Source organism: Candidatus Cybelea sp. (assembly GCA_036489315.1).
Classification (GTDB): domain Bacteria; phylum Vulcanimicrobiota; class Vulcanimicrobiia; order Vulcanimicrobiales; family Vulcanimicrobiaceae; genus Cybelea.
In genome coordinates this window covers 198,990-223,289 of sequence record DASXFZ010000010.1, presented here as the reverse complement: position 1 = coordinate 223,289, position 24,300 = coordinate 198,990, and the positions used below count along the sequence as shown (strand labels likewise).

24 protein-coding genes and 1 pseudogene are annotated in these 24,300 nt (G+C 64.1%); 15 read left to right on the top strand and 10 right to left on the bottom strand.

Features of this window, described 5'->3' with window-relative positions; genetic code table 11:
- Positions 1–72 precede the first annotated feature (72 nt).
- Positions 73–1,047: a hypothetical protein gene (locus VGG51_02785; protein ID HEY1881951.1), complete on the bottom strand. Its 975-nt coding sequence runs from the start codon at positions 1,045–1,047 to the stop codon at positions 73–75.
- Positions 1,048–1,192: 145 nt separating this feature from the next.
- Complete coding sequence (locus VGG51_02780) at positions 1,193–2,017, bottom strand: hypothetical protein (protein ID HEY1881950.1); 825 nt, start codon at positions 2,015–2,017, stop codon at positions 1,193–1,195.
- Between the two features lie 18 nt (positions 2,018–2,035).
- Between VGG51_02780 and VGG51_02775 the strand changes: the two genes are divergently transcribed.
- The 3 genes and pseudogenes from VGG51_02775 (at position 2,036) to VGG51_02765 (ending at position 4,566) form a co-directional block, all read left to right on the top strand.
- Positions 2,036–2,179 carry a hypothetical protein gene (locus tag VGG51_02775; protein ID HEY1881949.1) on the top strand — a complete coding sequence of 48 codons (144 nt, stop codon included), beginning with the start codon at positions 2,036–2,038 and terminating at the stop codon, positions 2,177–2,179.
- Positions 2,180–2,207: 28 nt separating this feature from the next.
- Positions 2,208–3,215: pseudogene (gene prfB / locus VGG51_02770) on the top strand (peptide chain release factor 2).
- A gap of 7 nt (positions 3,216–3,222) precedes the next feature.
- The gene (locus VGG51_02765) at positions 3,223–4,566 is read left to right on the top strand and encodes a DUF2079 domain-containing protein (GenBank protein HEY1881948.1); all 1,344 of its coding nucleotides are present in this window, start codon (positions 3,223–3,225) and stop codon (positions 4,564–4,566) included.
- Positions 4,567–4,577: 11 nt separating this feature from the next.
- On the opposite strand, the gene VGG51_02760 is transcribed toward VGG51_02765, so the two are convergent.
- Positions 4,578–5,546, bottom strand: a complete 969-nt coding sequence (locus VGG51_02760) for a hypothetical protein (GenBank protein HEY1881947.1) — start codon at positions 5,544–5,546, stop codon at positions 4,578–4,580.
- Between VGG51_02760 and VGG51_02755 the strand changes: the two genes are divergently transcribed.
- The 9 genes from VGG51_02755 (at position 5,545) to ppdK (ending at position 15,197) form a co-directional block, all read left to right on the top strand.
- Positions 5,545–5,898 carry a heavy metal-binding domain-containing protein gene (locus VGG51_02755; GenBank protein HEY1881946.1) on the top strand — a complete coding sequence of 118 codons (354 nt, stop codon included), beginning with the start codon at positions 5,545–5,547 and terminating at the stop codon, positions 5,896–5,898. The two genes, VGG51_02760 and VGG51_02755, sit on opposite strands and share 2 nt — an antisense overlap.
- On the top strand, positions 5,895–6,569 hold the full coding sequence (locus tag VGG51_02750; protein ID HEY1881945.1) for a uracil-DNA glycosylase: 675 nt from the start codon (positions 5,895–5,897) through the stop codon (positions 6,567–6,569). Before VGG51_02755 ends, VGG51_02750 begins: the two co-directional genes overlap by 4 nt.
- Entirely contained in the window at positions 6,566–7,663 is a 1,098-nt protein-coding gene (gene rlmN, locus VGG51_02745; GenBank protein ID HEY1881944.1) for a 23S rRNA (adenine(2503)-C(2))-methyltransferase RlmN, read from the top strand. Before VGG51_02750 ends, rlmN begins: the two co-directional genes overlap by 4 nt.
- A gap of 1 nt (position 7,664) precedes the next feature.
- On the top strand, positions 7,665–8,387 hold the full coding sequence (locus VGG51_02740; protein HEY1881943.1) for a VOC family protein: 723 nt from the start codon (positions 7,665–7,667) through the stop codon (positions 8,385–8,387).
- Positions 8,388–8,503: 116 nt separating this feature from the next.
- Positions 8,504–9,457: a hypothetical protein gene (locus VGG51_02735; GenBank protein HEY1881942.1), complete on the top strand. Its 954-nt coding sequence runs from the start codon at positions 8,504–8,506 to the stop codon at positions 9,455–9,457.
- 18 nt (positions 9,458–9,475) lie between these two features.
- A complete protein-coding gene (locus VGG51_02730; protein ID HEY1881941.1) occupies positions 9,476–9,868 on the top strand; it encodes an MmcQ/YjbR family DNA-binding protein in 393 nt (130 codons plus the stop codon).
- A 137-nt stretch (positions 9,869–10,005) separates the two neighbouring features.
- Entirely contained in the window at positions 10,006–11,175 is a 1,170-nt protein-coding gene (locus VGG51_02725; GenBank protein ID HEY1881940.1) for a glycosyltransferase family 2 protein, read from the top strand.
- A 7-nt stretch (positions 11,176–11,182) separates the two neighbouring features.
- A complete protein-coding gene (locus VGG51_02720) occupies positions 11,183–12,532 on the top strand; it encodes a glycine--tRNA ligase (protein ID HEY1881939.1) in 1,350 nt (449 codons plus the stop codon).
- Positions 12,525–15,197: a pyruvate, phosphate dikinase gene (gene ppdK, locus VGG51_02715; protein HEY1881938.1), complete on the top strand. Its 2,673-nt coding sequence runs from the start codon at positions 12,525–12,527 to the stop codon at positions 15,195–15,197. Before VGG51_02720 ends, ppdK begins: the two co-directional genes overlap by 8 nt.
- Here ppdK and VGG51_02710 read toward each other — a convergent pair.
- Positions 15,189–16,415, bottom strand: a complete 1,227-nt coding sequence (locus VGG51_02710) for an HD domain-containing protein (protein HEY1881937.1) — start codon at positions 16,413–16,415, stop codon at positions 15,189–15,191. The two genes, ppdK and VGG51_02710, sit on opposite strands and share 9 nt — an antisense overlap.
- A gap of 62 nt (positions 16,416–16,477) precedes the next feature.
- On the opposite strand from VGG51_02710, the gene dnaG reads away from it, so the two are divergent.
- The 3 genes from dnaG (at position 16,478) to VGG51_02695 (ending at position 20,153) form a co-directional block, all read left to right on the top strand.
- On the top strand, positions 16,478–18,268 hold the full coding sequence (gene dnaG / locus VGG51_02705) for a DNA primase (GenBank protein ID HEY1881936.1): 1,791 nt from the start codon (positions 16,478–16,480) through the stop codon (positions 18,266–18,268).
- A gap of 93 nt (positions 18,269–18,361) precedes the next feature.
- Positions 18,362–19,489 (top strand): RNA polymerase sigma factor RpoD, encoded by a 1,128-nt coding sequence (gene rpoD / locus VGG51_02700; protein HEY1881935.1) that lies wholly within the window; start codon positions 18,362–18,364, stop codon positions 19,487–19,489.
- A gap of 1 nt (position 19,490) precedes the next feature.
- Positions 19,491–20,153, top strand: a complete 663-nt coding sequence (locus VGG51_02695) for a hypothetical protein (protein ID HEY1881934.1) — start codon at positions 19,491–19,493, stop codon at positions 20,151–20,153.
- A gap of 25 nt (positions 20,154–20,178) precedes the next feature.
- Here the strand turns inward: VGG51_02695 and VGG51_02690 are convergent, their stop codons facing one another.
- The 6 genes from VGG51_02690 to VGG51_02665 form a co-directional block, all read right to left on the bottom strand.
- A complete protein-coding gene (locus tag VGG51_02690) occupies positions 20,179–20,862 on the bottom strand; it encodes a hypothetical protein (protein HEY1881933.1) in 684 nt (227 codons plus the stop codon).
- 78 nt (positions 20,863–20,940) lie between these two features.
- Positions 20,941–21,561, bottom strand: coding sequence for a hypothetical protein (locus tag VGG51_02685; GenBank protein HEY1881932.1), 621 nt, complete (start codon positions 21,559–21,561; stop codon positions 20,941–20,943).
- A 151-nt stretch (positions 21,562–21,712) separates the two neighbouring features.
- Complete coding sequence (locus VGG51_02680; GenBank protein HEY1881931.1) at positions 21,713–22,081, bottom strand: hypothetical protein; 369 nt, start codon at positions 22,079–22,081, stop codon at positions 21,713–21,715.
- 114 nt (positions 22,082–22,195) lie between these two features.
- A complete protein-coding gene (gene dtd / locus VGG51_02675) occupies positions 22,196–22,645 on the bottom strand; it encodes a D-aminoacyl-tRNA deacylase (protein ID HEY1881930.1) in 450 nt (149 codons plus the stop codon).
- Entirely contained in the window at positions 22,642–23,499 is an 858-nt protein-coding gene (locus VGG51_02670; protein ID HEY1881929.1) for a proline dehydrogenase family protein, read from the bottom strand. Before VGG51_02670 ends, dtd begins: the two co-directional genes overlap by 4 nt.
- 20 nt (positions 23,500–23,519) lie before the next feature.
- Entirely contained in the window at positions 23,520–24,293 is a 774-nt protein-coding gene (locus tag VGG51_02665) for an ABC transporter permease subunit (GenBank protein ID HEY1881928.1), read from the bottom strand.
- Between the last annotated feature and the right edge of the window lie 7 nt (positions 24,294–24,300).

Here is a 24,300-nt window from a genome sequence, read left to right as displayed (position 1 = left end):
AGATGGGCCGCACATTTCGTGCGGCCCATCCTTTAGCTCCATCCGACGGCGATTACCGTCGAGGGATCGCGACTAATTCGAACCGTTGTACGTCTGGATGCAGGCTCCACCGTCCGCGTTGCTCCACATCGGCTGCATCGTGTACATCTTCTTGTGGAACTTCTCGTTCGCGATTCCCTGCCACGCGCAGATGTCGCCGATTTCGCCGTACTCGCCGTTATACCAGCCGCTAGGGGGTTGGGGATCGCTGATCGACTCGCCGTACTCGTGTCCTTCGACGATCGTCACGCCCTCGTCGGTTGCGCTCTCACCCTTGGGCGGGTTCGGGAGAAAGCCCGAGCCGCAAGAGCCGCCGGCGTTGGGCATATACGGCAGGTTCGTGTACGAAACCACGTTGCCACTATAGGTGGCGCTGTGATAGGCACACCACTGCGTGCCGAAGCCGATCGAGTTGCGGCCGTTCGGAGTCGCAACGATATACGAGCCATTGGGATCGTAGCCGAAGTGTTTCACGCCAACGTTGGCTTCTGCCGCAACCTGAGAATCGGTCGGATTGGTGGGAACGGCATCCTTTTCATCGTCCCACACGCCGCCGGCTTGTTTCTTCGGGTTCGTAACGTAAATGTTCTTGCCCGAGACCGTTTCGTAGTACTGGGTGTAAATGTTGTTGTGAAGGCTCCCGCCCTCGTTCTTGAGGTATGTCTGCAGAAGTTTCGCGACCTTGTCGGGATCGCCGTACTTCTGGTAGCCCCAAAGGATGAGATAGGTCTTGGGCTTCACGAGCAGGGCGCCGCCATTGTACGTAAACTGAGTGTCCGGATTGACCTTACGCCCGGCCGCCATCTCACGCGTCGGGAAATAGTGGGGCTTTAGGTAAACGACGTTCCCGTCTCGGATCCAGTCGGGCCCCGTCGGGGAGGTGTGCTGGACGAACGACGTCGCCGCCGACCCGGAGCTGGGCGTCATGCCGCTATTTGCGGAGCAGCCCACTATTGCGAGCGTTGCCGCACATCCGAAGATGCCGACAAGCCGCGAGTGCCTATACATACGCAATCAACCTCGATAAAAGGAGTAGCTAGGAGTAGCTAGCAGGTAAGTGCCGAGCTTTTCATCGCGAGGATTGACCTCCCCTGCGGCTGGCGGACCGTTATTTACGGAAGCAAAGGAAGCGCACGGCGGCTCGGCGCGCACCTTAGTATTCGGGATTTGGGCCGTTAACGTTAACAAGAGCGCCAGCCAGATCAACGTCGTGCGCGGTGACGTCCACGTCGACCCCTTCTCCCTTCGCGGTGAGGGTCGTCGTCAAGCGGCCTCCATCCGCGTTTTGGGCCGTGACGCGCAGCGAGCCATCCCGATTGCAGGTTACCGACTCACCGTCGCCGAGACTGACGGTTTGCCCGGGCACGATATTCACCGATTGGCCGTAACTCGTGATCGTCGGCTCGCCGTCGTTATTCAGGCTGACTTTCGTGGCGCCGTTGTTCAGTGAAACCGTTGCCGAGTGGTTCCAGGTGACGCCGCGGCCGTTGGGCTGCGTGACCTTCGTCGAAATTTCATAGCCGCCGCCGAACGAGTTGGAGTTGAGCAGATCGGGTTGCGACGACATCGAATTCCAGCGCGATCCGTTGAAACTCAGGTGCGGATCGCCTTCGCTCGAGCCCGTCGCGTTCTGGAAGAAGCGCTCCGCGCCGGGTGGCGCGCAGCCGCCATTGCCGCCGCCGTACGCCGAAGTCTCGCCGCTGTAGCCCATGAGCGATTGCAGCATCTGCATCAACTGCGTCAGCATGCCCATGAGCGGGCCGAAGAGACCTTGCAGACCGGCGCTGTTGTACGGGGCTTCTCCATAAGGCGCCGCGGCCGACCCCTCGTTGAGCCAGGGCGGCACGAAGCGCGAAATATTGTCGGCGGCGGCCGGCACGTTGGGGCCCTGGAATAGCGTTCCGCCCTCCTGCGCGTTGCCGGGCAGCGAGGAGAGCGAGTTAGCGCCGAGCGAGCCTTCGAACGGCTGAACGTACATGGAAACCTCCGTGATAAAGTGCCCTTCGTTCACGACGGCGGCATCGGGCGGCAAGAGGCGCGCGGGGATCGGCAGAAACGAGGCGACGACATGAGCGAAACGCAACGAACGACGATCGCCCGCCTCCAAGAGCGCCTCGAATCGCTCAAGGAGCGTCTTTGACGATGCTGCCGCACGACGTCGTCTAGCCGAACTCGACGAGCGGTCCCGCGCGAACGAGTTCTGGAGCGATCCCGAGTCGGCGCAGGGCGTGATGAAGGAGCTATCGGAACTGCGCGAGCGAGCCGCGGCGTTCGACGCAATCGCCGCAACGCTCTCCGAAGCGCGCGAGCTGCTCTCGCTTTTTGAAGGCGAACCGGCGGCCGAGGCCGAGGCCGATCGCAGCATTGCGAGCGCCGAAACGGCGATCGGCGCGTTGGAGATGGCCGCAAGTTTCAGCGGCGAGTTCGACGCGCACGATGCGATCGTCAGCGTCTATGCCGGCGCGGGCGGCGTCGATGCCGCCGATTGGGCCGCGATGCTCACGCGCATGTACCTGCGGTGGGCCGAAGCCAAAGGCTTCTCCACGCAGATCGTCGACGAGTCGCCGGCCGAGGAAGCCGGCCTGAAATCGATCACCTTTTTCGTGCGAGGGCGCAACGCATACGGCATGCTGGAGAGCGAGCGCGGCGTCCATCGCCTCGTGCGTCTCTCCCCCTTCGACGCCGCGCACCGCCGGCACACCTCGTTTGCAGCGGTCGACGTCGTTCCTGAAGTGAGTGCAGGCGAAGGCGACGTCGAGATCAAGCCCGACGAACTGCGCGTCGAGACCTTCAAATCCGGCGGTGCGGGCGGGCAATACGTCAACAAAACCGAATCGGCCGTCCGCATCGTGCACGTACCGTCGGGGATCATCGTCGCCTCGCAGCAGGAGCGCTCGCAGGCGCAGAACCGCAACGTCGCCCTCACGATCCTGCGTGCCAAGCTCGCCGCAAGGGCCGCCCAGGAGCGGCAGAGTAAGCTCGACGATCTGCGCGGCGAGCGCCAGGCCAACGAATGGGGCTCGCAGATCCGCTCGTACGTGCTGCAGCCGTATCAGCTGGTGAAGGATCACCGGACCAACGTCGAGACCGGAAACGTAAGCGCAGTGCTCGACGGCGACATCGATCCGTTCGTCTGGCCCTACCTGCAGCAACGCAGCGCGAGCGGCGTCCCTTAGCCGTTCCGTGCGCGATCGTTTCCTCTGGATCGGGTGCATCGTCTATGCGGTGCTTCTGACGTCGCTGGGCACGCTCAAATACGACGTCCACCGCAACCTCGTCGACTTCGGGATCTTCGCGCAGACTGCCGCCAGCGCGTTCGGCTGCTTCTGCAATCCGATCGAAGGCAGCCACTGGGCGTTCCATTTCTCGCCCGTGCTCTACGCGGTCGGGGTTGCCGTGGCGCTCGTGCGATCGCCCTTCACGCTCATCGCGCTGCAGGCGATCGCGGGCGCACTTGTCGCGCCGCCGGTCTACGCGCTGGTCCGTCGCGCTCGCGCGGACGTGCGCGCGGCGCGCCTGGCCGCCGTGGCGGCGTGGCTCTATCCGCCGCTTGCCGGCCTGATCTTCGGCGATTTCCACGAGAACGGCTTCGCGCCCGCGGCGGTCGTATGGACGCTCTATGCTTTCGAGAGCGGTTCGCTGGCGGGAACGGTAGCCGGCGCGATCGTGACGCTCTCGATCAAGGAAGATCAGGCGATCTTCCTCGCGATCGCGGGTGCACTCGGCGCCTGGAAGTTTCGCGGAACGAAACGCGGGGTCGTCGCCGGAACGATCGCCGTGGCGAGCGTTCTAACGTTTGCTGCGTACTTTGCGCTGATTGCTCCGCGAGCGGCGGCCGCGCCGGCGCTGCCGTGGCAGCCGCTGCGCTTTTACGAGTGGAGCGGGGACGATGCTCGCGCACTGCTCGGGACGCTGCCGGCACGGCTCGGCTTCATTCTCCTGGCCTTCGGCCCGCTGCTCTTTCTGCCGTTTCGCTCGTCCGCGATATGGCTTGCGGCCGCTCCGCTCGCCGAAGTGCTCCTCTCCCGCATGTCGACGACGTACACGATGGGTTCGCACTACGCCGGCGCGTGGATCGGATACGTTCTGTTTGCATTCGCGCTGGCGCTGGGGCGAATCGCACCGCGGCGGTTGCGCCTCGTGCTTTTTGCCTGCATTGCGCTCTGCGTCGTCGAGTTTGCGGTCGCCGACCCGCTGCATCCCCGCTTGAATTTGCGGCCTATCGCGGCGCGCGACGTGGAGCTCGACACGTTTTTACAAACCCTGCCGCGCGGCGTCAGTTTGGCGACGCAAGAAGAAGCCTACACACACCTGGCGAGCCGCGAACCGCTGGCGCGTCTGCTGCCGGAACTTGCCTCGCGAGAGACGCGCGCGTGCTTCGTCTTACTCGATTTCGATTTCCCCGAGTCGGCGCGGCTGCAGGAGTACGGCAACCGGTTCGCGCGCCTGGTGGCCGAACGCCGGTACGCGCCGATTGCGCGCATGCAAGGCATTACGTTGTACCGCCGCATCGGGCGCTGCAACTAGGAGCACACTCCTTAAAGCAGCTGCGCGAGCGCGTCGGCGGCGAGCGTCGTCCAGCCGCTGCTCGCGCGTACCACGCGATGCGGCGCGGCCCATGGCGCCCAGCGCGCCACGCGCGCGGCGAAGAGCGATTCGTCGGGAAAGACGGCGACGATCGGCGTGCCGACCATGCCGGCAACCTGCAGCGCGCCCGAGTCCGGTGCGACGATCGCCGGCGCTGCGGCGATCGCGGCTTTCCACGTGGCCGTATCGTCAAAGTACTCTATCGCGATGTCCGTCGCGTCGTTGAGACGCTGCGCATAGTTCGACTCGTTGCGCGACGAAATAAGGTTCAACTCGCCGGCCGAAGCGAGCCGGCGGACGAGCTCGACAACCTCTTCGAAGCGTATGCCGAGACGTTCCCATTTATCGGTCACCTGCACGGCGATACGACCGTCGGCGGGGGGCTGCGCGTCGAGAACGAGCGGCCGCAGCTGCGCGAGATCGCGCGTCGGCGCGGCGTCGTCGAGAAGCGGCGCGGCCAGACGAAACAGCGTCTCGCATTCGTGTACGGTAGCGGCCGTCAAACGGGCGGAGCGGTAGATACTCTGCGTCAGAAAGCGGCGCGACCATAACGCTTTAAACGGCTTGCGGGCAATGTCTTCAAACCCGATACGGACCGGCGCGTCTACTGCCGCCGCGAGGCGGTAGCCGCCGGCGTCCTCAGTGGCGACGAGAACGTGCGAATACTTGCGTTCGCGCAGCTCGCCTCCGAGACGCTCGATCTCCCGAACGTTCGCGGGCGTATCGGAGCGCAGCTCGAAAGCTGCGACGACGACGTCGCGTACTGCGCTTGGGGCAAATGCGTGCTCGTTGGCGGATCGCAGGACGACGTCGACAGGAATCGCGCGTTGGCGCAAGGCTGCAATCGCCGGCGTCAACGCGAGCGCGTCGCCGATTGCGTCCAGGCGGATGATGAGCACCGACGGTGAAACCTGCGGCATGCCCGCCTCTTCGGATGCTCCGAACCTCGTAACCTTCGAAGATCTCGAAGGCTACCGGACGGTGGACAACTTCGGATACGTCTCCGGAAGCGCGTCGCGGCCCCGCAATCGCCTCCGCGCGACCTTTCGCAGCCTGGGCATGCTGATCGGATTGGCGAGTACGGAGTTCTTGAGCGATGCCGAGCAGCTGCGCGGCGAAGCGCTCGAAGCGTTGCGGCGGCGGGCCGAATCGCTGGGCGCAAATGCCGTGATCGGCTTGCAGTTTTACGTTACCGAGGGCGGCGACGGCTCGTGCAAGGTAGTCGCCTTCGGCAAGGCAGTCTCGCTGAGTTCGGAGGATCCGCGACGGTGAACGAGGCCGAGCGCGAGCGACGCCGCGAACTGCTGGCCGGCGCAGCGGGTGCCGCCAGCGCGTGCCGGCGCTGCGCAATCGGATACGAGCGCCAAAACAACGTGTACGGCGAAGGGGATCCGGGCGCGCGGCTCATGGTCGTCGGCGAAGGACCCGGCGAGACCGAAGATCAGCTCGGACGGCCCTTCGTTGGCAGAGCCGGCCAGCTGCTCGACCGAATGCTTGGTGCCATCGACCTGCCGCGCGAAGACGTCTACATCTGTAATACCGTGAAGTGCCGGCCGACCTTTGCCGGCCCCAATGGCCGGCGCAACCGCGCGCCCGAGCTCGAGGAGATGGCGAACTGTCGCCCGTTCCTCGACGAGCAGATCGAGATCATCGCGCCCGAGGTGATTTTGGCGCTCGGTGCTCCGGCGGCAAAGTCATTTCTCGGCCGAGACTTTCAAATCACGAAGATGCGAGGACGGTGGTACTCTGGACCGCGGGAAACACCGTTGATGGTAACGTTTCACCCCGCGTACATTCTGCGTCAGACCGGCGGGGAGATCGGGGCCGTCAAACGCCTGGTGTGGAGCGACCTCAAAGCCGTGCGCGCGAAGCTCGACGAGCCGAAGGAGCCGCCGCCGGAGGAGGCCGCGGCGCAAGCCGTGCAGGCCGGACTCTTCGAATGACTCGCGATCCGCTCGAGATTTGGTTGCGCGACGTTGTTGCCAGAGCCGACTTCTCGGGACCCGGCGAATTCGCCGCACACTTCGACCTGAAACCCTACCGCTTACGCCAGCTCTATCGAGCGGCGAACAAAGAGCTGGTCGCCGCACCGAGCGAGGTGACGACTCTGCCGAAGGAGCTGCGAACGGCGCTGGCCGAGCGCAGCGTCCGGTTCTCGGTAATCGAGCCGCTCGTGCTGCAGCATTCGAACGACCGGCAGACGACAAAAGGCCTCTTTCGCTTGGGCGACGGGAAGGAAGTCGAAGCGGTACTGATGGAGCACTACGGCGATCGCACGACGCTCTGCGTCTCCTCGCAGGCAGGCTGCGCTTTTGCCTGCGCCTTCTGCTCGACCGGTCAGGCCGGTTTCAATCGGAATCTCACCGCCGGCGAAATCTTCGATCAAGCGTGGTTCTTCGCGCGCGAACTCGCGACGCGAGGCAAACGGATCACCAACGTCGTCTTCATGGGAATGGGCGAGCCGTTTCACAACTACGAAGCGGTGATGGAGGCCGTCGCGCTGCTAAAAGATGCCAACGGCTTCGGCTTAGGGCATCGCCATATCACGATCTCAACCGTCGGGCTCGTCGACAAAATCGACGCGTTCGCCGAAGAGCACACGCAGGTGAACCTCGCGATCTCGCTGCATGCGCCCAACGACAGCGTTCGCTCGGGGTTCATGCCGGTCAACCGGCGCTATCCGATCGCGCAGCTGATGGCGGCCTGCGAGCGCTACGTCGCGCGCACGCATCGCAAGGTCTTCTTCGAGTACGTTATGCTGGCCGGCGTGAACGATAGCCAGAAATGTGCGCTCGAGCTGGCGGCCTTGATGCGCGGCCGCCTCTATCACGTCAATCTGATTCCCTACAACTCGACGCCCGACGGCCCGTTTGCCGCTACGAGCGACGCGCGCATCTGGGAGTTTGCCGCAACCCTCGACAAGGCCGGCGTTCCGGTCACCGTTCGCCAGAACATGGGGCGGGATATCGCCGCAGCGTGCGGCCAACTGCAGACCGAAACGCAGCCGAAGGCACACCACGCCGTGCCGGTGAGGTGACGTGATCAAAGACATCGCCTTTATCGCGTACTCCGCTCGCGATGTGCCTCGCGCGGTTGCGTTTTACCGCGACGTCCTCGGGTTGGAGATCGGGAGAGCGTTCAACGAAGGTTTCGTCGAATTTAACGTCGGGTCGAGCAGCTTTGCGGTCGACGGCGACCCGCCGGGATACGAGCCTGGAACGAGCAGCGGGCTCAACTTCGAAGTTGCCGATATCGTCGCGGCACAGCAGCGTTTACTGGAGCGCGGCGTCGAGGCCAGCGACGTCTACGAGTTTCCGGCGTGCTCGGTGTGCTTTGCAAAAGATCCCGATGGCAACCGCTTCGCGCTCCATCGGCGTAAGGCGACGGCGCCGGAGATCGAGCACGCCTTTGCGGGAATAGCGGTCGCAGATTATCCACGTGCGATTGCGTGGTACGAGGCTCTCTTCGGACGGCACCCCGACGTGGTCGTCAGGGAGGATGCCGAGGCGATGTGGCGCGTCACGCAGACGGCGTGGGTCTACATCGTTCGCGATGTCGCGCGTGCCGGCAAGGCGCTGGTGACGATCTTGCTCTCCGATCTGGACGAATATCTAGCGGGGATCGCAGCCCGTGGCGCCGCGTCTCCCGAGATCGAAACCGCACCCGGGCTCTTCCGCCGCGCGGCCTTCGTCGACGCCGAGGGCAACACACTTACGTTCGGCCAGCGCCTCGACGGTCCAAAGGTCCCACTCGAAGGGTAAGTCCGGCCCTTGGGCAGCGTTCGGGGGGACGCTATCATTGCTCCATGGGACGGATCGTCGGCGTTGCTCTTTGCTTTGGGGCTACACTTTTTGCGGGGTGCGCCGGCCAGTCCGCCGTGACACCCACGGGCGCGACCATACCGGCTGCCGCGGCAACGCAGCGGGCCGCAGCGCGCCTGCCGTGGCTGGCAACGGGCTTGCTCGCTCGCCCTGACGCGGGGCACTCCTGGATGACGCCCGATGCGAAGAACCGCGAACTGCTCTACGTTTCCGACGACGCGACCTACGACGTCTACGTGTTCACCTACCCGCAGGGCAAACTTGCCGGGACACTGACTGGATTCTCGGCGCCCGGCGGCCTCTGCAGCGACTCGAAGGGCGATGTTTTCATCCCGAACGCGCTCGGCTCGACGATCCTCGAATACGCACACGGCGGCGCGAATCCGATTGCCACCTTTAACGATCGCCTAGGCGCCTATCCGGGCTCCTGCGACGTCAATCCGATTACGGGCGAACTCACCGTGGCCAACACCGGCAGCGGAAACCCGAACCGGCCCGGCGACATGGCGATCTTCCCGGCGCCGTCCGGCACCCCGTCGTTTTATAAGGTGATGGATCATCCATATTCGTGCGCCTACGATCCGAAGGGCAACCTGTTCATCGACGGCGAGGACGCCTCGTTCGACAACTTTACCTTCGGCGAACTGAAGGCGCGGGGAAAGCGCTATCACAAGATCGCTCTCAATCAGCCGATCTCGTTGGCGGGCGGCGTTGCCTGGGACGGCACAAGCGTCGCCGTCGGCGACGTGTATAACGCCGTTATCTATCGGTTTTCGATCGGCGGCTCCAACGGTAGCCTCACCGGTTCGACGCCGCTGAGCGGCGCCGTTGCGACTTGGCAGTTCGACCTCGATCGCGGGCGAACGGTCGTGCCGAATTCCAACACGCAGGACGAAAGCGCGTCGGCCGTCCTGAAATACAACTATCCGAGCGGCGGCGCGGCGCTCAAGACCTTTGGCGCCGGCATCGTTTCCAATCCGGTCGGCGCGGCGATAAGCCGGCCCCAGTAACCCTCCCACTAGGCAGATATGGCGACTTGGCGCGACGTCAGGCGGATTGCTCTGGCGCTGCCCGGCGCCGCCGAGGAGACGACGAAGGCCGGCAACGCCGCCTGGCTGGTCAACGGTAAGTTCTTTACGTGGGAACGCCCGCTGAGGAAATCCGATCTCGCCGCACTGCGCGAGAAAGCGCCGGACGGTCCGATTTTAGGAGTGCGCGTCGCGGATCTGGAGATGAAGGAAGTGCTGCTCGCGAGTAATCCGCGGGTATTCTTTACGACGCCGCATTTCGACGGCTATCCGGCAGTACTGATCCGGTTGCCGAAGATCTCGACCAACCTTCTGAAAGACGTCATCGTTGAGGCCTGGCTCGCACGCGCCCAAAAGCGCGCGGTAACGGCTTATCTCGAGACCTCAGGCTGACTGCCGCACTCATCGGAGCGCTGAAAATTCCGGCAAGCGGCGCTGCGCGAGGCGTCGGCTCCGAACTCTCGCTGCTGCAGGATGCCAGCGTCAAAGCGGCAACCAACGCGGCGGTAGACGCCGCCAGGTAAGAGGTTTTGATCGGCATCGTTGCTCCCGTCGCGCTGCTCGTTCTCGGTAACGTCATCATTGCTTGGCGCTCGTTCGATGTCGTCCTGCGCTCAAACGCCGCGATCGATACGAAGGAAGCGGTGCCGAATCTGCCGAGCCTGTCGATCGTCGTACCGGCGCGCAACGAGGAGCGCAACGTTGCGCGCTGCGTCCGCTCGCTGCTGGCCACCGCGCATCCGAATTTCGAAGTGATCGCGGTCGACGACCGCTCGACGGATGCGACACGCAGCATCCTCGACGAGCTCGCGGCCGGCGAGAAACGCCTGCATGTGGTGGCCGGTGACGCGTTGCCCGAGGGTTGGATCGGCAAGCCCTGGGCGCTTTGGCAGGGCGCCGGCCGCGCCCACGGCGAGTGGCTGCTCTTCACCGACGCCGATACCGAGCACGAAGCGGCCGCGGCCGCTTCCGCGCAGCAGCGCGCGCTCGCGGACGGCTACGACGTCGTCAGCCTACTGACCGACCAGGAGACGATCTCGCTCGCCGAACGGCTCTTCTTGCCCACGATTCTTTTCGTCATCATGCTTGGGATCGGCGCAGTCGACGACGTGAATGATCCGCGCAAGCGCGACGTCGCGATCTTCAACGGGCAGTACATTCTCTGCTCGCGAAGGGCGTACGAAGGGATCGGCGGTCATCAGGCGGTGCGCGGCGAGATCGCCGAAGATCTCGAGCTGGCCCGCCGTTTCAAGCGCGACGGGCGCTTTGGGATCTTTCTCGTCGGCGCCGCCGGTCTCGTTCGCACGCGGATGTACGCGTCGTTTGCGGAGATCTGGCAAGGCTTCGTCAAAAACTTCGCCGTCGGCGCGCGGGGGCGCCCCTTCGATACGATTGCTGGAACGCTGCTGCTCGCCTGCGTCTCGCCGCTAACGCCCCTTGCGCTGCTCTGGCTGCTGATCGAGCGGCAGTGGCTAGCCGCCGCGATCCTCGGCCTCTCGGAGGCCGCCGTCGTTGTGGCCGCCGAGATCGGAATGCGCCGCTCGCGCTTTCGCCCGGGTTCGGGAGCCGCGCTGCCGCTCGGGTTCGCCCTGACGCTTGCGATCTTTGCGACGTCGGTCTATCGCTCGTACGTTGGAGGCGGCGTCGAATGGCGCGGTCGCCGTTACGGCGGGGGTTTGCGAGACGAGCGCAAAACCTAGCGCCCAAGTGGAGACTGCTGCATCGCCTCGCCGCGTGACGATGGAAGAGGTTACCGCGCTTGCGAAGCGGCGCGGCTTTATCTTTCAATCCAGCGAGATCTATGGGGGCATCAACGGTTTCTGGGACTACGGACCGCTGGGAACCGTGCTCAAGCGCAACGTCAAACGGGCCTGGTGGCGCGACACCGTCGAGCTGCGCAACGACGTCGTGCCCTTCGATTCGTCGATCATCATGCATCCGATGGTCTGGAAGGCCTCGGGACACATCGATGCTTTTCACGACGTCATGGTCGACTGCAAGGTCTGCAAGCACCGCTTTCGCGCCGATCACCTCAAGGACCGGTCGCAGTGCCCGGACTGCGGCAGCAAAGACTCGTTTACCGAGCCGCGCAACTTCAATCTGATGATGCGCACTACCGTTGGGCCGATGGAGGACACGTCGGCCGTCGCATATCTGCGCCCGGAGACGGCTCAGGGCATTTTCGTCAACTTCAAGAACATTTATCAGAGCGCGCGCAAGCGCCCGCCCTTCGGCGTGGCGCAAATCGGCAAGTCGTTTCGCAACGAAATTACGCCGGGTAATTTCACGTTTCGCGTGCGCGAGTTCGAGCAGGCCGAGCTCGAGTATTTCGTTCCCGACGACGGCCACGATCTGGAGGTCTTTCGCGCGTGGGTCGACCGCCGCAAGGAATGGTACGCGAGCTACGGCATCGCCTCGGACCGGTTGCGCTTCTACGAGCTGACCGACGCCGAGCGCCCGCACTACGCCAAGGCCGGCATCGACGTCGAGTACCTCTTTCCGTGGGGTTGGGGGGAGCTCGAATCGATCGCGCATCGCGGCACGTACGATCTCGACGCGCACATGAGGCTTTCGGGCAAGGATCTGCGTTTCTTCGATGAAGCGAGCAAGACGCACTACACGCCGCTGCTCATTGAAAGCTCTGCGGGTATGGACCGAACGACGCTGACCTTCCTCATCGACGCCTACGAGCGTGAGCGCAGCGTCGATCCCAACGGCAAGGAGACGGAACGCACCGTGCTGCGCTTTCATCCGTTCATCGCGCCCGTGCAGGCGGCGGTCTTTTCGCTGGCCCGCAACAAGCCGGAGCTCGTCGAGCGCGCAACGACGATCGAAGCGGCGTTGCGCCGCAAGCTGCGAACGCAGTACGACGAGGGCAACATCGGCCAGCTCTATCGCCGCCAGGACGAAATCGGCACGCCGTTCTGCATCACCGTCGACTACGAAACGCTCGGCGACGGCAGCGTGACCGTGCGCTCGCGGGATTCGATGGCACAGGAGCGCGTGCCGGGCGAGGCGCTCGAGGCCTATCTACGGGATCGTCTCTCCAATGAGTAAGTTCGTCTACTTCTTCGACGAAGGGCGCGTGCTGGCGTCGCAGTCCGACCCCAACGCCGAGCGCAACATGCTCGGCGGCAAGGGGGCGGGGCTCGCAGAGATGACCGCGGCCGGCTTGCCCGTTCCCTCGGGCTTTACGATCACAACCGAAGCGTGTCTGAGCTTCTACGACTCCGGACGGCATTTTCCGCACGGCTTGCAGGCCGAGATTGACGCGGCGATGGCCGAGCTGCAAAAGCGAACCGGCAAGGGGTTCGGCTCGATCGAAAACCCGCTGCTCGTCTCCGTGCGCAGCGGCGCGCGCGTCTCGATGCCGGGCATGATGGATACGATTCTCAATCTCGGGCTCAACGACGAAACCGTCGAAGGCCTGGCGCGGCTCACCAACAACGAGCGCTTCGCGTGGGACGCCTACCGGCGCTTCATTATGATGTTCTCCAACGTCGTCCTCGGCATACCGAAGGACCACTTCGAAGAGCTGATCGAGGAGGCGAGGAATGCCGCGGGCGTGCGCACCGATGCCGAGCTCGACGCCGCTACGTGGAAGAGGCTCGTCTCGCGTTTCAAGGCGATTGTCGGCGAACACGGCAAGAACTTTCCCCAGGAGGTCAACGCGCAGCTCGTCGCCGCGATCGAAGCGGTCTTCGACTCCTGGCATTCCAAGCGCGCCGTCGACTACCGCCGCTACAATAAGATTCCCGACGATTGGGGCACCGCCGTCAACGTGATGGAGATGGTCTTCGGAAACATGGGCGAGGACTCGGGGACCGGTGTCGCTTTCACGCGCAACCCGAACACCGGCGAACGCGTGCTCTTCGGTGAGTACCTCAGCAATGCTCAAGGCGAGGACGTCGTCGCCGGCATACGAACGCCCGAGAAGATTTCCGACCTCGCGCGCCGTCAGCCGAAGGTCTTCGCGCAGTTCGAGAAGATCGCCGAACGCCTCGAGCGCCACTATCGTGATATGCAGGACCTCGAGTTTACCGTCGAGCGCGGCAAGCTCTTCATGCTGCAGACCCGCAATGCCAAACGCAGCGCCGAGGCCGCCGTCAAAATCGCCTGCGATCTGGTCGGGGAGGGCTTGATCGACAAGCGGCGTGCCGTCGGAATGGTGAGCGCGCAGTCGCTCGATCAGCTCTTTCACGCACGGATCGATCCGGATCAGAGCGTTGAGGTCGCGTGCAAGGGCCTCAACGCCTCGCCGGGAGCCGCGGCCGGGCAGATCGTTTTTTCGGCCGAGGACGCCGTCGCGTGGAAAGAGCAGGGGCGCAAGACGATCTTGGTTCGCACCGAGACCAATCCCGACGACGTGCACGGAATGATCGCCGCCGAGGGAATCCTCACGCAAAAGGGCGGCGCGACCTCGCACGCGGCGGTCGTTGCGAGGGGGATGGGCAAGCCGTGCGTCGCCGGTTGCGAAGCGGTACGCATCGACCGGCACCACAAGCGCGCGAGCTTCAACGGCAGCGAGCTGGGCGAGGGAGATTGGATCACGATCGACGGCACGACCGGCAACGTCGCCGTGGGCGAGCTGCGCTTGATTCCGCCGCCCTCGCGCCTGCCGGAGTGGCTCGCAACCTTCCTTTCGTGGGCGGACGAGCTGCGGCGAATGCAGGTATGGGCAAACGCCGATACGCCGGAGGACGCGGCCAAGGCGCGCGAGCTGGGCGCGCAGGGAATCGGGCTGTGCCGCACCGAGCACATGTTCATGCAGCAAGCGCGTCTGCCGATCGTCCACCAAATGATTCTTGCGACGAGTGAAACGGAGCGGGAGAAGGCGCTCGAACGGCTCTTGCCCTTTCAGCGCGACGATTTCTACGGCATCTTGTCGGCGATGGAAGGATTGCCGGTGACGATCCGGCTGCTCGACCCGCCGCTGCACGAATTTCTGCCCTCTCTCGAGGAGCTGCTCGTCGAGACGACCGAGATCCGGCTGACCAAAGGCGTGAAGTCGCCCGAGTACCACGAGCGTGAGGCGCTCCTGCGCCGCGTCCAGCAGCTGCACGAGCAGAATCCGATGCTGGGCCTGCGCGTCTGCCGTCTAGGGATCGTTTTTCCGGAGATCTATGAGATGCAGGTGCGCGCGATCTTCGAAGCGGCGTGCGAGCTAAAACGGGAAGGCGTCGACGCTCGCCCGGAAATCATGATACCCGGCGTCGGAACGAAAGAAGAGATGCAGGTGACGCGCGACGCGGCCAAGCGGGTCGCCGACGAAGTGCTTGCCGTACACGGCACGGCACTGGCGTATCATATCGGGACGATGATCGAGCTGCCGCGGGCCTGCATCGTCGCCGACGAGCTTGCCGGCTGTGCCGAATTCTTTTCGTTCGGAACCAACGATCTGACGCAGACGACGTACGGCTATAGCCGCGACGACGCCGAGGGTTCGTTCATTCCGGTCTATCTCGATAAGAAGATTCTCAAAGACGACCCGTTCCAGGTGCTCGATCGGCGCGGCGTCGGCGGCCTGATGCGCCAGGCGGTCGAACTTGCGCGACCGGTGCGCGAGGGCATCAAGATCGGTATCTGCGGCGAGCACGGCGGCGAACCGAGCAGCGTCGCGTTCTGCGATCAGCTCGGGCTCGACTACGTCTCGTGCTCCCCGTATCGCGTTCCGATCGCCCGGCTCGCGGCCGCGCAGTCGGCCATCGGCGTCTTACGCTAGAGCAGCTGCGCGCGAAGTGATCTCGGCGCAGAGGCGCCGCGCGTCGCGGATCGCCTCTTCGTGCCCGGGAGCCCGGCGCACGAAGAGCTTGCGCCAATAGGCTTTGCCGCTGAGCTTGGCGATGACGTCGGAGGCTTGTCGCGCATCGATCGCGCCGCCCGGCCCGTCAACGAGGACGGTGAAGGGCTGGCCGATTCCCAACGGCAGGCGGTGGCGCAGCTGCGACTGCGAGTCGGCCCAGACGTTGTCGCCGCCGAAGCGCTCGCGCAGCGCGTGCTCGCAGGCCTCGAAGGCCTGCAGGTCGCGTTCGGCGTTGAACTCGGCGGCGAGCGCGTAGACGCGCACCCGGTTGCGCAGCGCATACGCAGCTTCGCTGCGCGAGTCGTCGAGCGCGTTGAGCACGCGGAAATCGTCCCAGCGCAAAAACTCCTCGATTGGATCGAGGGCGCGCGGATCCGGCCAGAGCTCGCGCAGTACGTCGTGCAGGACGTGCTCGAACATCCGCGTCGTGTGATGGAAGTAGACCGAGGCAAACATCATGTAGCGCGCCATCACGAACGACTCCAGCGCGACGACGCCGCGCCGGTCGATTCCGACGGCGTCGCGCCCCTCATGCCGCACGATACGCAGCGATGCGATCAGCTGCTCGGCGTCATACCGGCCGGTCGCGACGCCGGTAAAATAGGCGTCCCGCTGCAGGTAGTCCATCCGGTCGGCGTCGAGATTCGGCCCGCTCACCAGCTCTCGCAGGGCCGGATAGCGGGTTGCGGGATCGCCGGCGATCAGGCTCAGCACGTCGGCGGCGTCGACCTCCAGCGCGGCGATGCCGGCGGCGACGTCGGGCAGGGCCAGCATATCGGCGGTGCGCCGCTCGTGTCGAACGCCGAGCACCTCTTCGCAGCCGTGGCTGAAGGGCCCGTGGCCGATGTCGTGGAGGAGCAGTGCGGCGCGGACGAGGCGCCGCTGGTACGCGACGTCGTGTGTGTCGCCGAAGAAGTGCCGGCCATGGCGGACGAGCTCCTCGAACGCGCGTGCGCCGATCGCGAGCGCGCCAAGGGCGTGCGTGAAACGCGAATGCTCGGCCGACGGAAATGCAAGATACGCCAGCCCCAGCTGGCGCAGGCGACGCAGGCGCTGCATGATCGGAAGATCGAGGAGCCGCGCCTCGGCGCTGGAGAGCTCGATAAAATGGTGAATCGGGTCGAAGATGCGCTTCATTCCAGCCGCGACGGAATACGCGGGGGAACCGCAGAACTCCCGTTCCCAGGAATATCGTTCGAGTGAAATACGATCAGGGGGCCCTTCGCGAGATCCGCGAGCGCGTCGACATCGCGAGCTTTATCGGACAGTACGTGCAACTCCGCAAGCGCGGCAACGATCTGGTCGGGCTCTGTCCGTTTCACTCGGAGAATACGCCGTCGTTTCACGTGCATCCCGATCGCGGATTTTTCAAGTGCTTCGGCTGCGGGACCGGCGGCGACCTGATTACGTTCGTGCAGAAGCTGGAAAACGCGTCGTTCGGCGACGCCGTGCGAATGCTCGCCGCGAAGGCGGGCATCGAGCTGGAGCCCGAGGACCCGCGCAAAACCCGAGCGCGCAGCGAACGCGAAGCGATTTACGAAGCGAATCGCGTCGCGGCGGAATACTTTGCGCGCACGCTGGCGGCCGAAACGGGCGCAGCGGCGAGGCGCTATCTCGAGCAGCGCGGCATCGAGCCCGCGACGGTCGAGCGCTTTCGCCTCGGCTATTCGCCCGATACCTGGAGCGGACTCGTGACCGAGCTCGAGCGCAACGGCGTCGACCTCACGGTCGCGGCGAAGGCGGGATTGATCAAGCCCGGCCAGCGCGGGTATTACGACTTTTATCGCGACCGGTTGATGGTACCGACGTATTCGACGACCGGCGAGGTGATCGCGTTCGGTGGGCGCGCTTTGGGCGACGGCGAGCCGAAGTACCTGAACACGTCGACGACGCCCGTCTACGTGAAGGGTCATCACCTGTACGCGCTCAACCTGGCGCGCCGCGCCGCGCAGAGCGACGGGACCCTGATCGTCGTCGAGGGCTACCTCGATTGCATCGCGCTGCACCAGGCCGGTTTCGAAAACAGCGTCGCGGCGCTGGGGACGTCGTTCACCGCCGAGCAAGCGGCGGAGCTGCGGAAGTACGCCGAGTACGTCTACCTGTGCTTCGACGGCGACGCGGCGGGAAGCGGGGCTGCAACCAAAGCCGTGGATATTGCGTCTAAGGCCATCGAGAACACCGGCTCCTCGGTGCGTATCGCCTTGCTTCCCCCCGGAGAGGATCCCGACAGTTTCGTTCGTGCCCGCGGCGCGCCCGAGTTCCGGCGCCTGCTGGACGCTGCCAAGCCGGCCATTGCGTTCAAGATCGACGGGGAGGTCGAGCGACTGCGCGCTGGGTTCGACTCCCCGGCTCGCGTGGCGCCGAAGGCGGAGGCGCTCATTCGAAGGTTAGTACCCCGTGAGGAATGGGACCGCTGGCGCGTTTACGTAGCGGGACGCCTGCAGGTGAGCGTGGACGACCTCCGGAACAGCCGGTTCCTCTCCGATAGCGCGAACTTCGCTCCACATCCGCGGAACACGCTACCGGAAAGCCGTCATGCCAGCGCCGCCGTCGAGCCGCTCTCCTTCGAACGAGAGGTCGTGAGCATTCTGCTCGAGGAGCCGGCGCTTGCAGAAGAGTACGGCGAGCGCATCGCTGCACCACGCTTTCGTAATGCGGTGTACCGGCGAATCTACGAACGGATCGTCGGTTCGGCGGGCTCGTTACGCGCGACGGCCGACGTCTTCGGACTCTTTGCGGAGGATCAGGCGATTCTCGACGTACTGGCCGAACTCGGACAACGGGACCGGAGTTCGGCGGTAAGGTACGGCGATACGCAGGAGCGCCGCGCGCACCTGGAACGGGTGGTGGAACGGCTCCGGCTCGACAACGAGCGGGAGCGCTATCGGGAGTTATCGGACATTATAGACAGTCGTTGGGTCAACGGCGAAGCGGTTTCGGAGGATCTCCGTTCCGAATACGAAGCGCTGGTTGCCAAACTAAAAAAGTAGTGAACGTTGCCAAAAACGGAGCAAAAGAGATGGGAGGTGAAACAAAAAGAGATGCCACGTAAAAAGGGCGGGGCACCCGTAGCGGAGCCCGCAGTGCCTGCGACACTGGAAGAGCTGAAGAAGAAGCTCATCGCGCGCGGTAAGACCCAAGGATCGCTGACGTACGAAGAGATCAACAGCACGTTCGAGGTGCTCGAGGAGATCACGCCAGAACAGCTGGACGAGTTCTTCGAGGAGATCACCGGCGCCGGGATCGAGCTCGTCGACGAGCAGAAAGACGAGAAGCCCGAATCGGAGCGTGAAGAGGAAGTGGAGGCGACCGTCCCCGACGGTCTGTCGCTTGACGACCCGGTCCGCATGTATCTCAAGGAGATCGGGCGCGTCCCGCTGCTCTCCATGGAGCAAGAGAAGTCGCTGGCAATGCGGATCGAGGCCGGGGAGCTCGAAGGGAGCCGGAACGGACAGGCGGACTCGCGGGTGATCGACTCCGGTGAGGAGGCGAAGCGCCAGCTGACCGAAGCCAACCTGCGGCTCGTAGTTTCGATCGCGAAGAAGTACGTTGGGCGCGGGATGCTCTTTTTGGACCTCATTCAAGAAGGCAACCTCGGCCTGATCCGCGCGGTCGAAAAGTTCGACTACCGCAAGGGCTACAAGTTCTCGACGTATGCCACGTGGTGGATCCGCCAAGCGATCACGCGTGCGCTTGCCGACCAGGCACGGACGATTCGCATCCCCGTGCACATGGTCGAGACGATCAATCGCTTGATCAAGGTTTCCCGGCAACTCTTGCAAGAGCTCGGCCGCGAACCGTCGGTCGAAGAGATCGCCGAATCGATGGCGCTGACCCCCGAAAAGGTGCGTGAGGTCATGAAGATCTCGCAGGAGCCGATCTCGCTGGAGACGCCGATCGGGGAAGAGGAAGACTCGCACCTGGGCGACTTCATTGAAGATCAAGAAGCGGTGGCACCCGCCGAGGCCGCATCTGTAATGCTTCTCAAAGAGAAGATGCAGGACGTCTTGCAGAATCTTACGGAGCGCGAACGGAAGGTACTAGTTCTGCGCTTCGGCCTGGAGGACGGCCATCAGCGGACGCTCGAGGAGGTCGGACAAGAGTTCGGCGTAACGCGCGAACGCATCCGGCAGATCGAAGCCAAGGCGCTGCGCAAACTGCGCCATCCGTCGCGAGGAAAAGCTCTCAAGGATTACTGGACGAACGAATAACTTGGTACTTCCGATAATGTTCGCGGCGCTGCTCGCCGCGAACCCATCACCGTCACCTAGCCCCGACGAGCGCGAGCTGCCGACGATCATTACCGTGATCTCCTCGCCGTACTGCAACTCCCTCGCGGACCACTTCAACGGCGCATTGATGCCGATGCTGGCCAACGACCGTGTTCTCGACACGGTCGGAGTGCAGCTCGACGACCTCAACGCGCTCTTCTACACGACCAACTACGTCCAGCAGTTCCTGCACGTGCGCGACAGCGTCTACCATCAGGAGGTGACGCTCAACAACTCGCTGGCAGGAATTCAGACGAACATCAAGGCTTTGCGTGAAGGCGCGACCCAAACGACCGACCCCAAGGCGACCGCTGCGGTGCAGCAAGCTTCGTGGCAGCTGCAGACCGTCTACGACCATCAGCGGCAGCTGGCGATCGATCTCGAGAACCTCTACCACGCGATGCTCGACTACAACATTTCGCGCGCGAACCCGCCGATGGGCGGATTCAGCGAACGCGAGATGACCGAAGCGCCGGCGATGCGGGACTCAAAGGAGTGGCTGCATTACTATCCGCAGCGCGCGGTCATCGATAAAAGCGAAGATCAGGCCGTAGACACGGCCTATAATGCGGCGCAGACCTACTGCGTCCCCAAAAAGAAGTAGCCCCGCGAACGAGCTCCGCGCGAGCCTACATATCGGGTTTTTCGGCGTTCGCGCTCGGGATGACGTTCGGGTTTTTATCGGCGAAGGCGCCCAACGGGTTGGGCTTCACCCAAACGATGAGATCCCAAATCGAGGGGAAGAGGAAGACTCTTTTTACGTCCGCGACGCTCGTGGCCTTGCCCATCGTTACCAGCGTCTCCGGCTTGGGATTATCCGGACTGCTGTGCTGGGCTTGCGCGAACTTCTCGGCGCTGACCGCGCCGTAGACTTCGGTGCCGTTCGGGCCGATCAGGACGTAGTGGACGTGTTCGCGGAACGAGACCCAGCGGCGGTAGCTTACGCCCCAGAGTTTTGGCGGCTGCGGTGAGGCGCTTTGCAGCACCGAGAAGTCGGCGCCGAGCAGATTTCCTTTTACGTCGTACCAGAGCTGGCTGGGATGCTTTGGATCGCTGCTCTGCCACTGCAGGTTCGCGTAGCTGATCGCGCCGTCTTCATCCTCGTTGCCATAGCGGAAGTAGCCGGCGTTGACCGCGTCGGCCGGCGTCGGGAAACGAGCCGTCAAGTCTTTTTGTATCTGCTGGACGAAGGCGACCTCCGTGCCCTGCGGCACGGGCGAGAGAGACGGGGCCGCCGAGGGCATCGGCGTCGCAGCATATCCGGGAATCGTCGTCAGCGCGAGAATTGCGAGCGCACAGGTCAGGCGAATCAACAAAGGTACCTCACTTTCTGGCGTCTTCTTCCAGAAGTGAGGCAAAAAACATCGTGGCCTGGGAGCCCGACAGGCTCCTCAAGGCGTGGGCGTTTCGGTCGGTTCCGGAGCCGGCGTCGCGCGCGGAGTCGGCGTCACGCGCGGAGCCGGCGGCACCGTCGGCAGCGGCGTCACAAGCGGCTGTACCGGAAAGGTCGCGTCGGGGACCTCGGAACTCTGCGCGAGTGGACGAGGCGTAACGATCGCGGTCGCTCCGTTGGGCGTTACCGAGATCGTTGCGTCGGTGCGAGCCGGCACTTCGGAGCCGGCCTCCAATACGAAATTTTTGCCGTGGCGGAATATCTGCCAGAGGCTGTAGTACGGGACGAAGATATCGCCCGCGGTATCTTCAGCGGCGACCGTCGAACCGTGACCCGACGTGACGTGCGGCTCGAGACGGCCGACCGGCGAGCGTAACGGCACTTGACGACCGTCGGGCAGCGTAAGCGGCTCGAAGAAGATGTCGACGAATCCGTACGTGTCGGCGATATCGGCCGCCGAGACGTCGACGATTCGGATCGCGGCCGGGGCTCCGGCCGGTGCGACGCTTCTACCGTTGACCACGATCGCGTTCTTGAGATGAACGCGAATGAGTTGGCCGGTTTTCGACGATTTCGACGAGATGGGATCGTCGAGCACGAAGAGGAGGGTTGAATCCAACGGCAACACGCTTCCGGTTGGGGGAGCGGTTGGGCTCGGGGTCGGTTTGGGGACGGGCCGCAGAGGCATTGGATACGCTTGCGCCGTTCCGACGCCGACAATCACCAGGGCGAGCAGGTAAAGGCTCAGGCGCCACCCGAGCCGTTGGATCTTAGCTGGCGCGCTTCTGAGCTTTCGCTGCGCGTTTGCCCTCTTCGATGAGCTGCTTGACTTTCTGTCCACCTTTTTGGCCAATTCGTTCGTAGAAGTCCGGACCGTAACGATCACGCGTCGCTTCGCCACCCTTTTTGCCACCTTTTTTTCCGATCTGCTCGTAGAACTCGTGGCCGTGGGCTTGCTTCGTCGCAAGGCCGCCTTTACGTCCGATCTCTTCGTAGAACTGGGCGCCGTATTTGTGTTTGACGGTCTCTCCGCCCTTTTGTCCGGCCTCTCGGACGGACATTCCGCCGGTGCGTTTTGGTTCCTGATTCCCTGCCATTTTTTTCCTTCTGTTATCGGTGCCGCCAAGAAGGGGCGGCACTCTCTTTCCATTTACTACAACGCAAGTGAGGGGCGAAAAGTTTGTCGCCCAGGTTGGGGCTTAATGAGAGCAGACAAAAGTTAGAATCCTTTGAAGAGCATCCCCCTACCTGCTTTAGAAGGCGCGTTTCGTATCAATTAGGATGGTCACGGGGCCCTCATTGACCAGCTCGACGGTCATTTTGGCGCCAAACTTCCCATAAGCAACCGGGACGTTTAGGGAAGCGGCGCTGCTCCCAACGAGCTCGTACAGGCGCCTCGCCTGCGGCTCCCGGGCCGCCGCGACGAACGAGGGGCGCCTTCCGCGCCGCACGTCGCCGTGCAAAGTGAACTGAGAGACGACCAGAAGCGCGCCGCCCGTCTCCCGCAGCGAACGGTTCATCAACCCCGCTTCGTCGGCGAAAATCCTTAGTTCCACGATCTTTTCGGCGAGAGACCGGGCATCGCGTTCGTCATCGTCGAGGCCAACGCTCACGAGGGCCAGCAAGCCGGCAGCGATTTCGCCGACGATCGCCCCGTCGACGAGGACTCTGGCTGCGCTAACGCGCTGGACGACCGCTCTCAACGCGAAAAGATCGAGGAGACCGCAAAGAGCGCATTTTCGCGGCGCTCCAGCACGCGGCGATAGAAATAGCCGGCCCAGTGCGTTCCGAACGGCACGTAAATGCGCAGGCGATAGCCGTCGGCGACGATCTGCCGCTGCACGCTGGGGCGGCAACCGTAGAGCATTTGAAACTCGAAACGGTCGCGTGCGATGCCCTCGCTTCCGACGAACTCTTTCACCGCCGCAATCAAACGGCGATCGTGCGTCGCGATGCCGGGATAGTTGCCGTGCAGCAACAGCTTTTTCGCAAGATCGAGATACTGGGCCCGAATGTCGATCATTCGTTTGAAGGCGATCTCGGGCGGCTCGTTATAGGCGCCCTTGCAGAGGCGAACGCGCGCCTGGCGTTCGATTGCCTCGTCGACGTCGGCCGGCGTGCGCTTCAGATAGGCTTGCAGCACTTCGCCGACGTTTTTGTGCTCCGCGAACGTCTCGCGGAAGACGCGCAGCGTAGCATCGGTGACGGCCGACCCCTCCATGTCGATGCGTACGAACGGATCGGGATTGCGCCGCGCGTGTTCGGCGAGGCCGATGAGGTTTTGCTTGGCGAGGGCTTCGTCGAAGAGCAGGCCCATCGCGGTGAGCTTCACCGAGACGTTCGAGGCGACGCCGCTCTCGCCGATGGCATCGAGCATCTCGAAGTACGTGTCGCGCGTGCGCAGCGCGTCGTCGCGCGTCAGGACGTCTTCGCCGAGGAAATCCAGAGTCGCGGTCATGCCTTCGGCGTTGAGCGCGCGAACGACCGCGAGCGCTTCGGCGATCGTTTCGCCCGCAACGAAGCGGCGCGCGATAAAATAGAACTTCTTCTGGAACACGGCGCGGCTTGTTCGGGGGACTAGTGCACGACGCCTCGGCGCAGAAGCCAGGCGACGGCCAGCACGAACGCCGCCAGAACGACGAACGCGTAGCAGAGAGCGAGCGCCTCACGCACGCCGGATGCCGAAAGCGCCACATAGAGCGCGACCGGAAGCGAGGTCGGATGATACGCCACGATACTCGTTGCTCCGTATTCGCCGATCGCGCGCAGCCACGCGAAGGCGACACCCGCGCCGATGCTTCCCGACGCCGCCGGGAGCGCGACGCGCGCGAAGATGCGCCATTCGCTCGATCCCAGCGTGCGAGCGGCATCGGCGTAGATCGGATCGAGCGCACCGAATGCGGCCGTCGCCGCGATCGCGACGAACGAACCCGAGACGAAGAACTCGGCAACGCCGACGCCGAACAGCGAATCGGGTACGGACAGACCGTGAAGCGCAAGCCACGCTCCGGCCGGCGAGTTCGTGCCGAGCGCGTAGAGCAGCATCAGTCCGGAGGCGACCGGGGGGAACGCGAGGGGGAGCGCGAGCGCGAAGAGTGCGGCCGCGCGCCAGCGGGCCGGCCTGCGGGCCAGGTAGTAGCCCGCCGGAACGCCCAGGAGCGTCGCAACCAGCGTTGCGCCCGCCGAGGCGACCAGCGAGACCCGCGCTGCATCGCCCGCGGCCGCGCCGGCCAGCGAAAATGCCGTCTGCGGCGGCATCGCGGCGACGACCGCGAGCACCGGCGCGATGAGCGCGGCCAGCAGCGCCAGGGCGGCAAGCGCGAAGAGCGGACCTGGCGAGCGCAGCCTCATGCAGGAA

Excerpts from the sequence above, each read along its gene's own strand:
- VGG51_02785 (HEY1881951.1), bottom strand. The coding sequence starts at position 1,047 with ATGTATAGGCACTCGCGGCTTGTCGGCATCTTCGGATGTGCGGCAACG.
- VGG51_02780 (HEY1881950.1), bottom strand. The coding sequence starts at position 2,017 with ATGTACGTTCAGCCGTTCGAAGGCTCGCTCGGCGCTAACTCGCTCTCC.
- VGG51_02755 (HEY1881946.1), top strand. The coding sequence starts at position 5,545 with ATGCCCGCCTCTTCGGATGCTCCGAACCTCGTAACCTTCGAAGATCTC.
- VGG51_02760 (HEY1881947.1), bottom strand. The coding sequence starts at position 5,546 with ATGCCGCAGGTTTCACCGTCGGTGCTCATCATCCGCCTGGACGCAATC.
- rlmN (HEY1881944.1), top strand. The coding sequence starts at position 6,566 with ATGACTCGCGATCCGCTCGAGATTTGGTTGCGCGACGTTGTTGCCAGA.
- VGG51_02730 (HEY1881941.1), top strand. The coding sequence starts at position 9,476 with ATGGCGACTTGGCGCGACGTCAGGCGGATTGCTCTGGCGCTGCCCGGC.
- ppdK (HEY1881938.1), top strand. The coding sequence starts at position 12,525 with ATGAGTAAGTTCGTCTACTTCTTCGACGAAGGGCGCGTGCTGGCGTCG.
- VGG51_02710 (HEY1881937.1), bottom strand. The coding sequence starts at position 16,415 with ATGAAGCGCATCTTCGACCCGATTCACCATTTTATCGAGCTCTCCAGC.
- VGG51_02665 (HEY1881928.1), bottom strand. The coding sequence starts at position 24,293 with ATGAGGCTGCGCTCGCCAGGTCCGCTCTTCGCGCTTGCCGCCCTGGCG.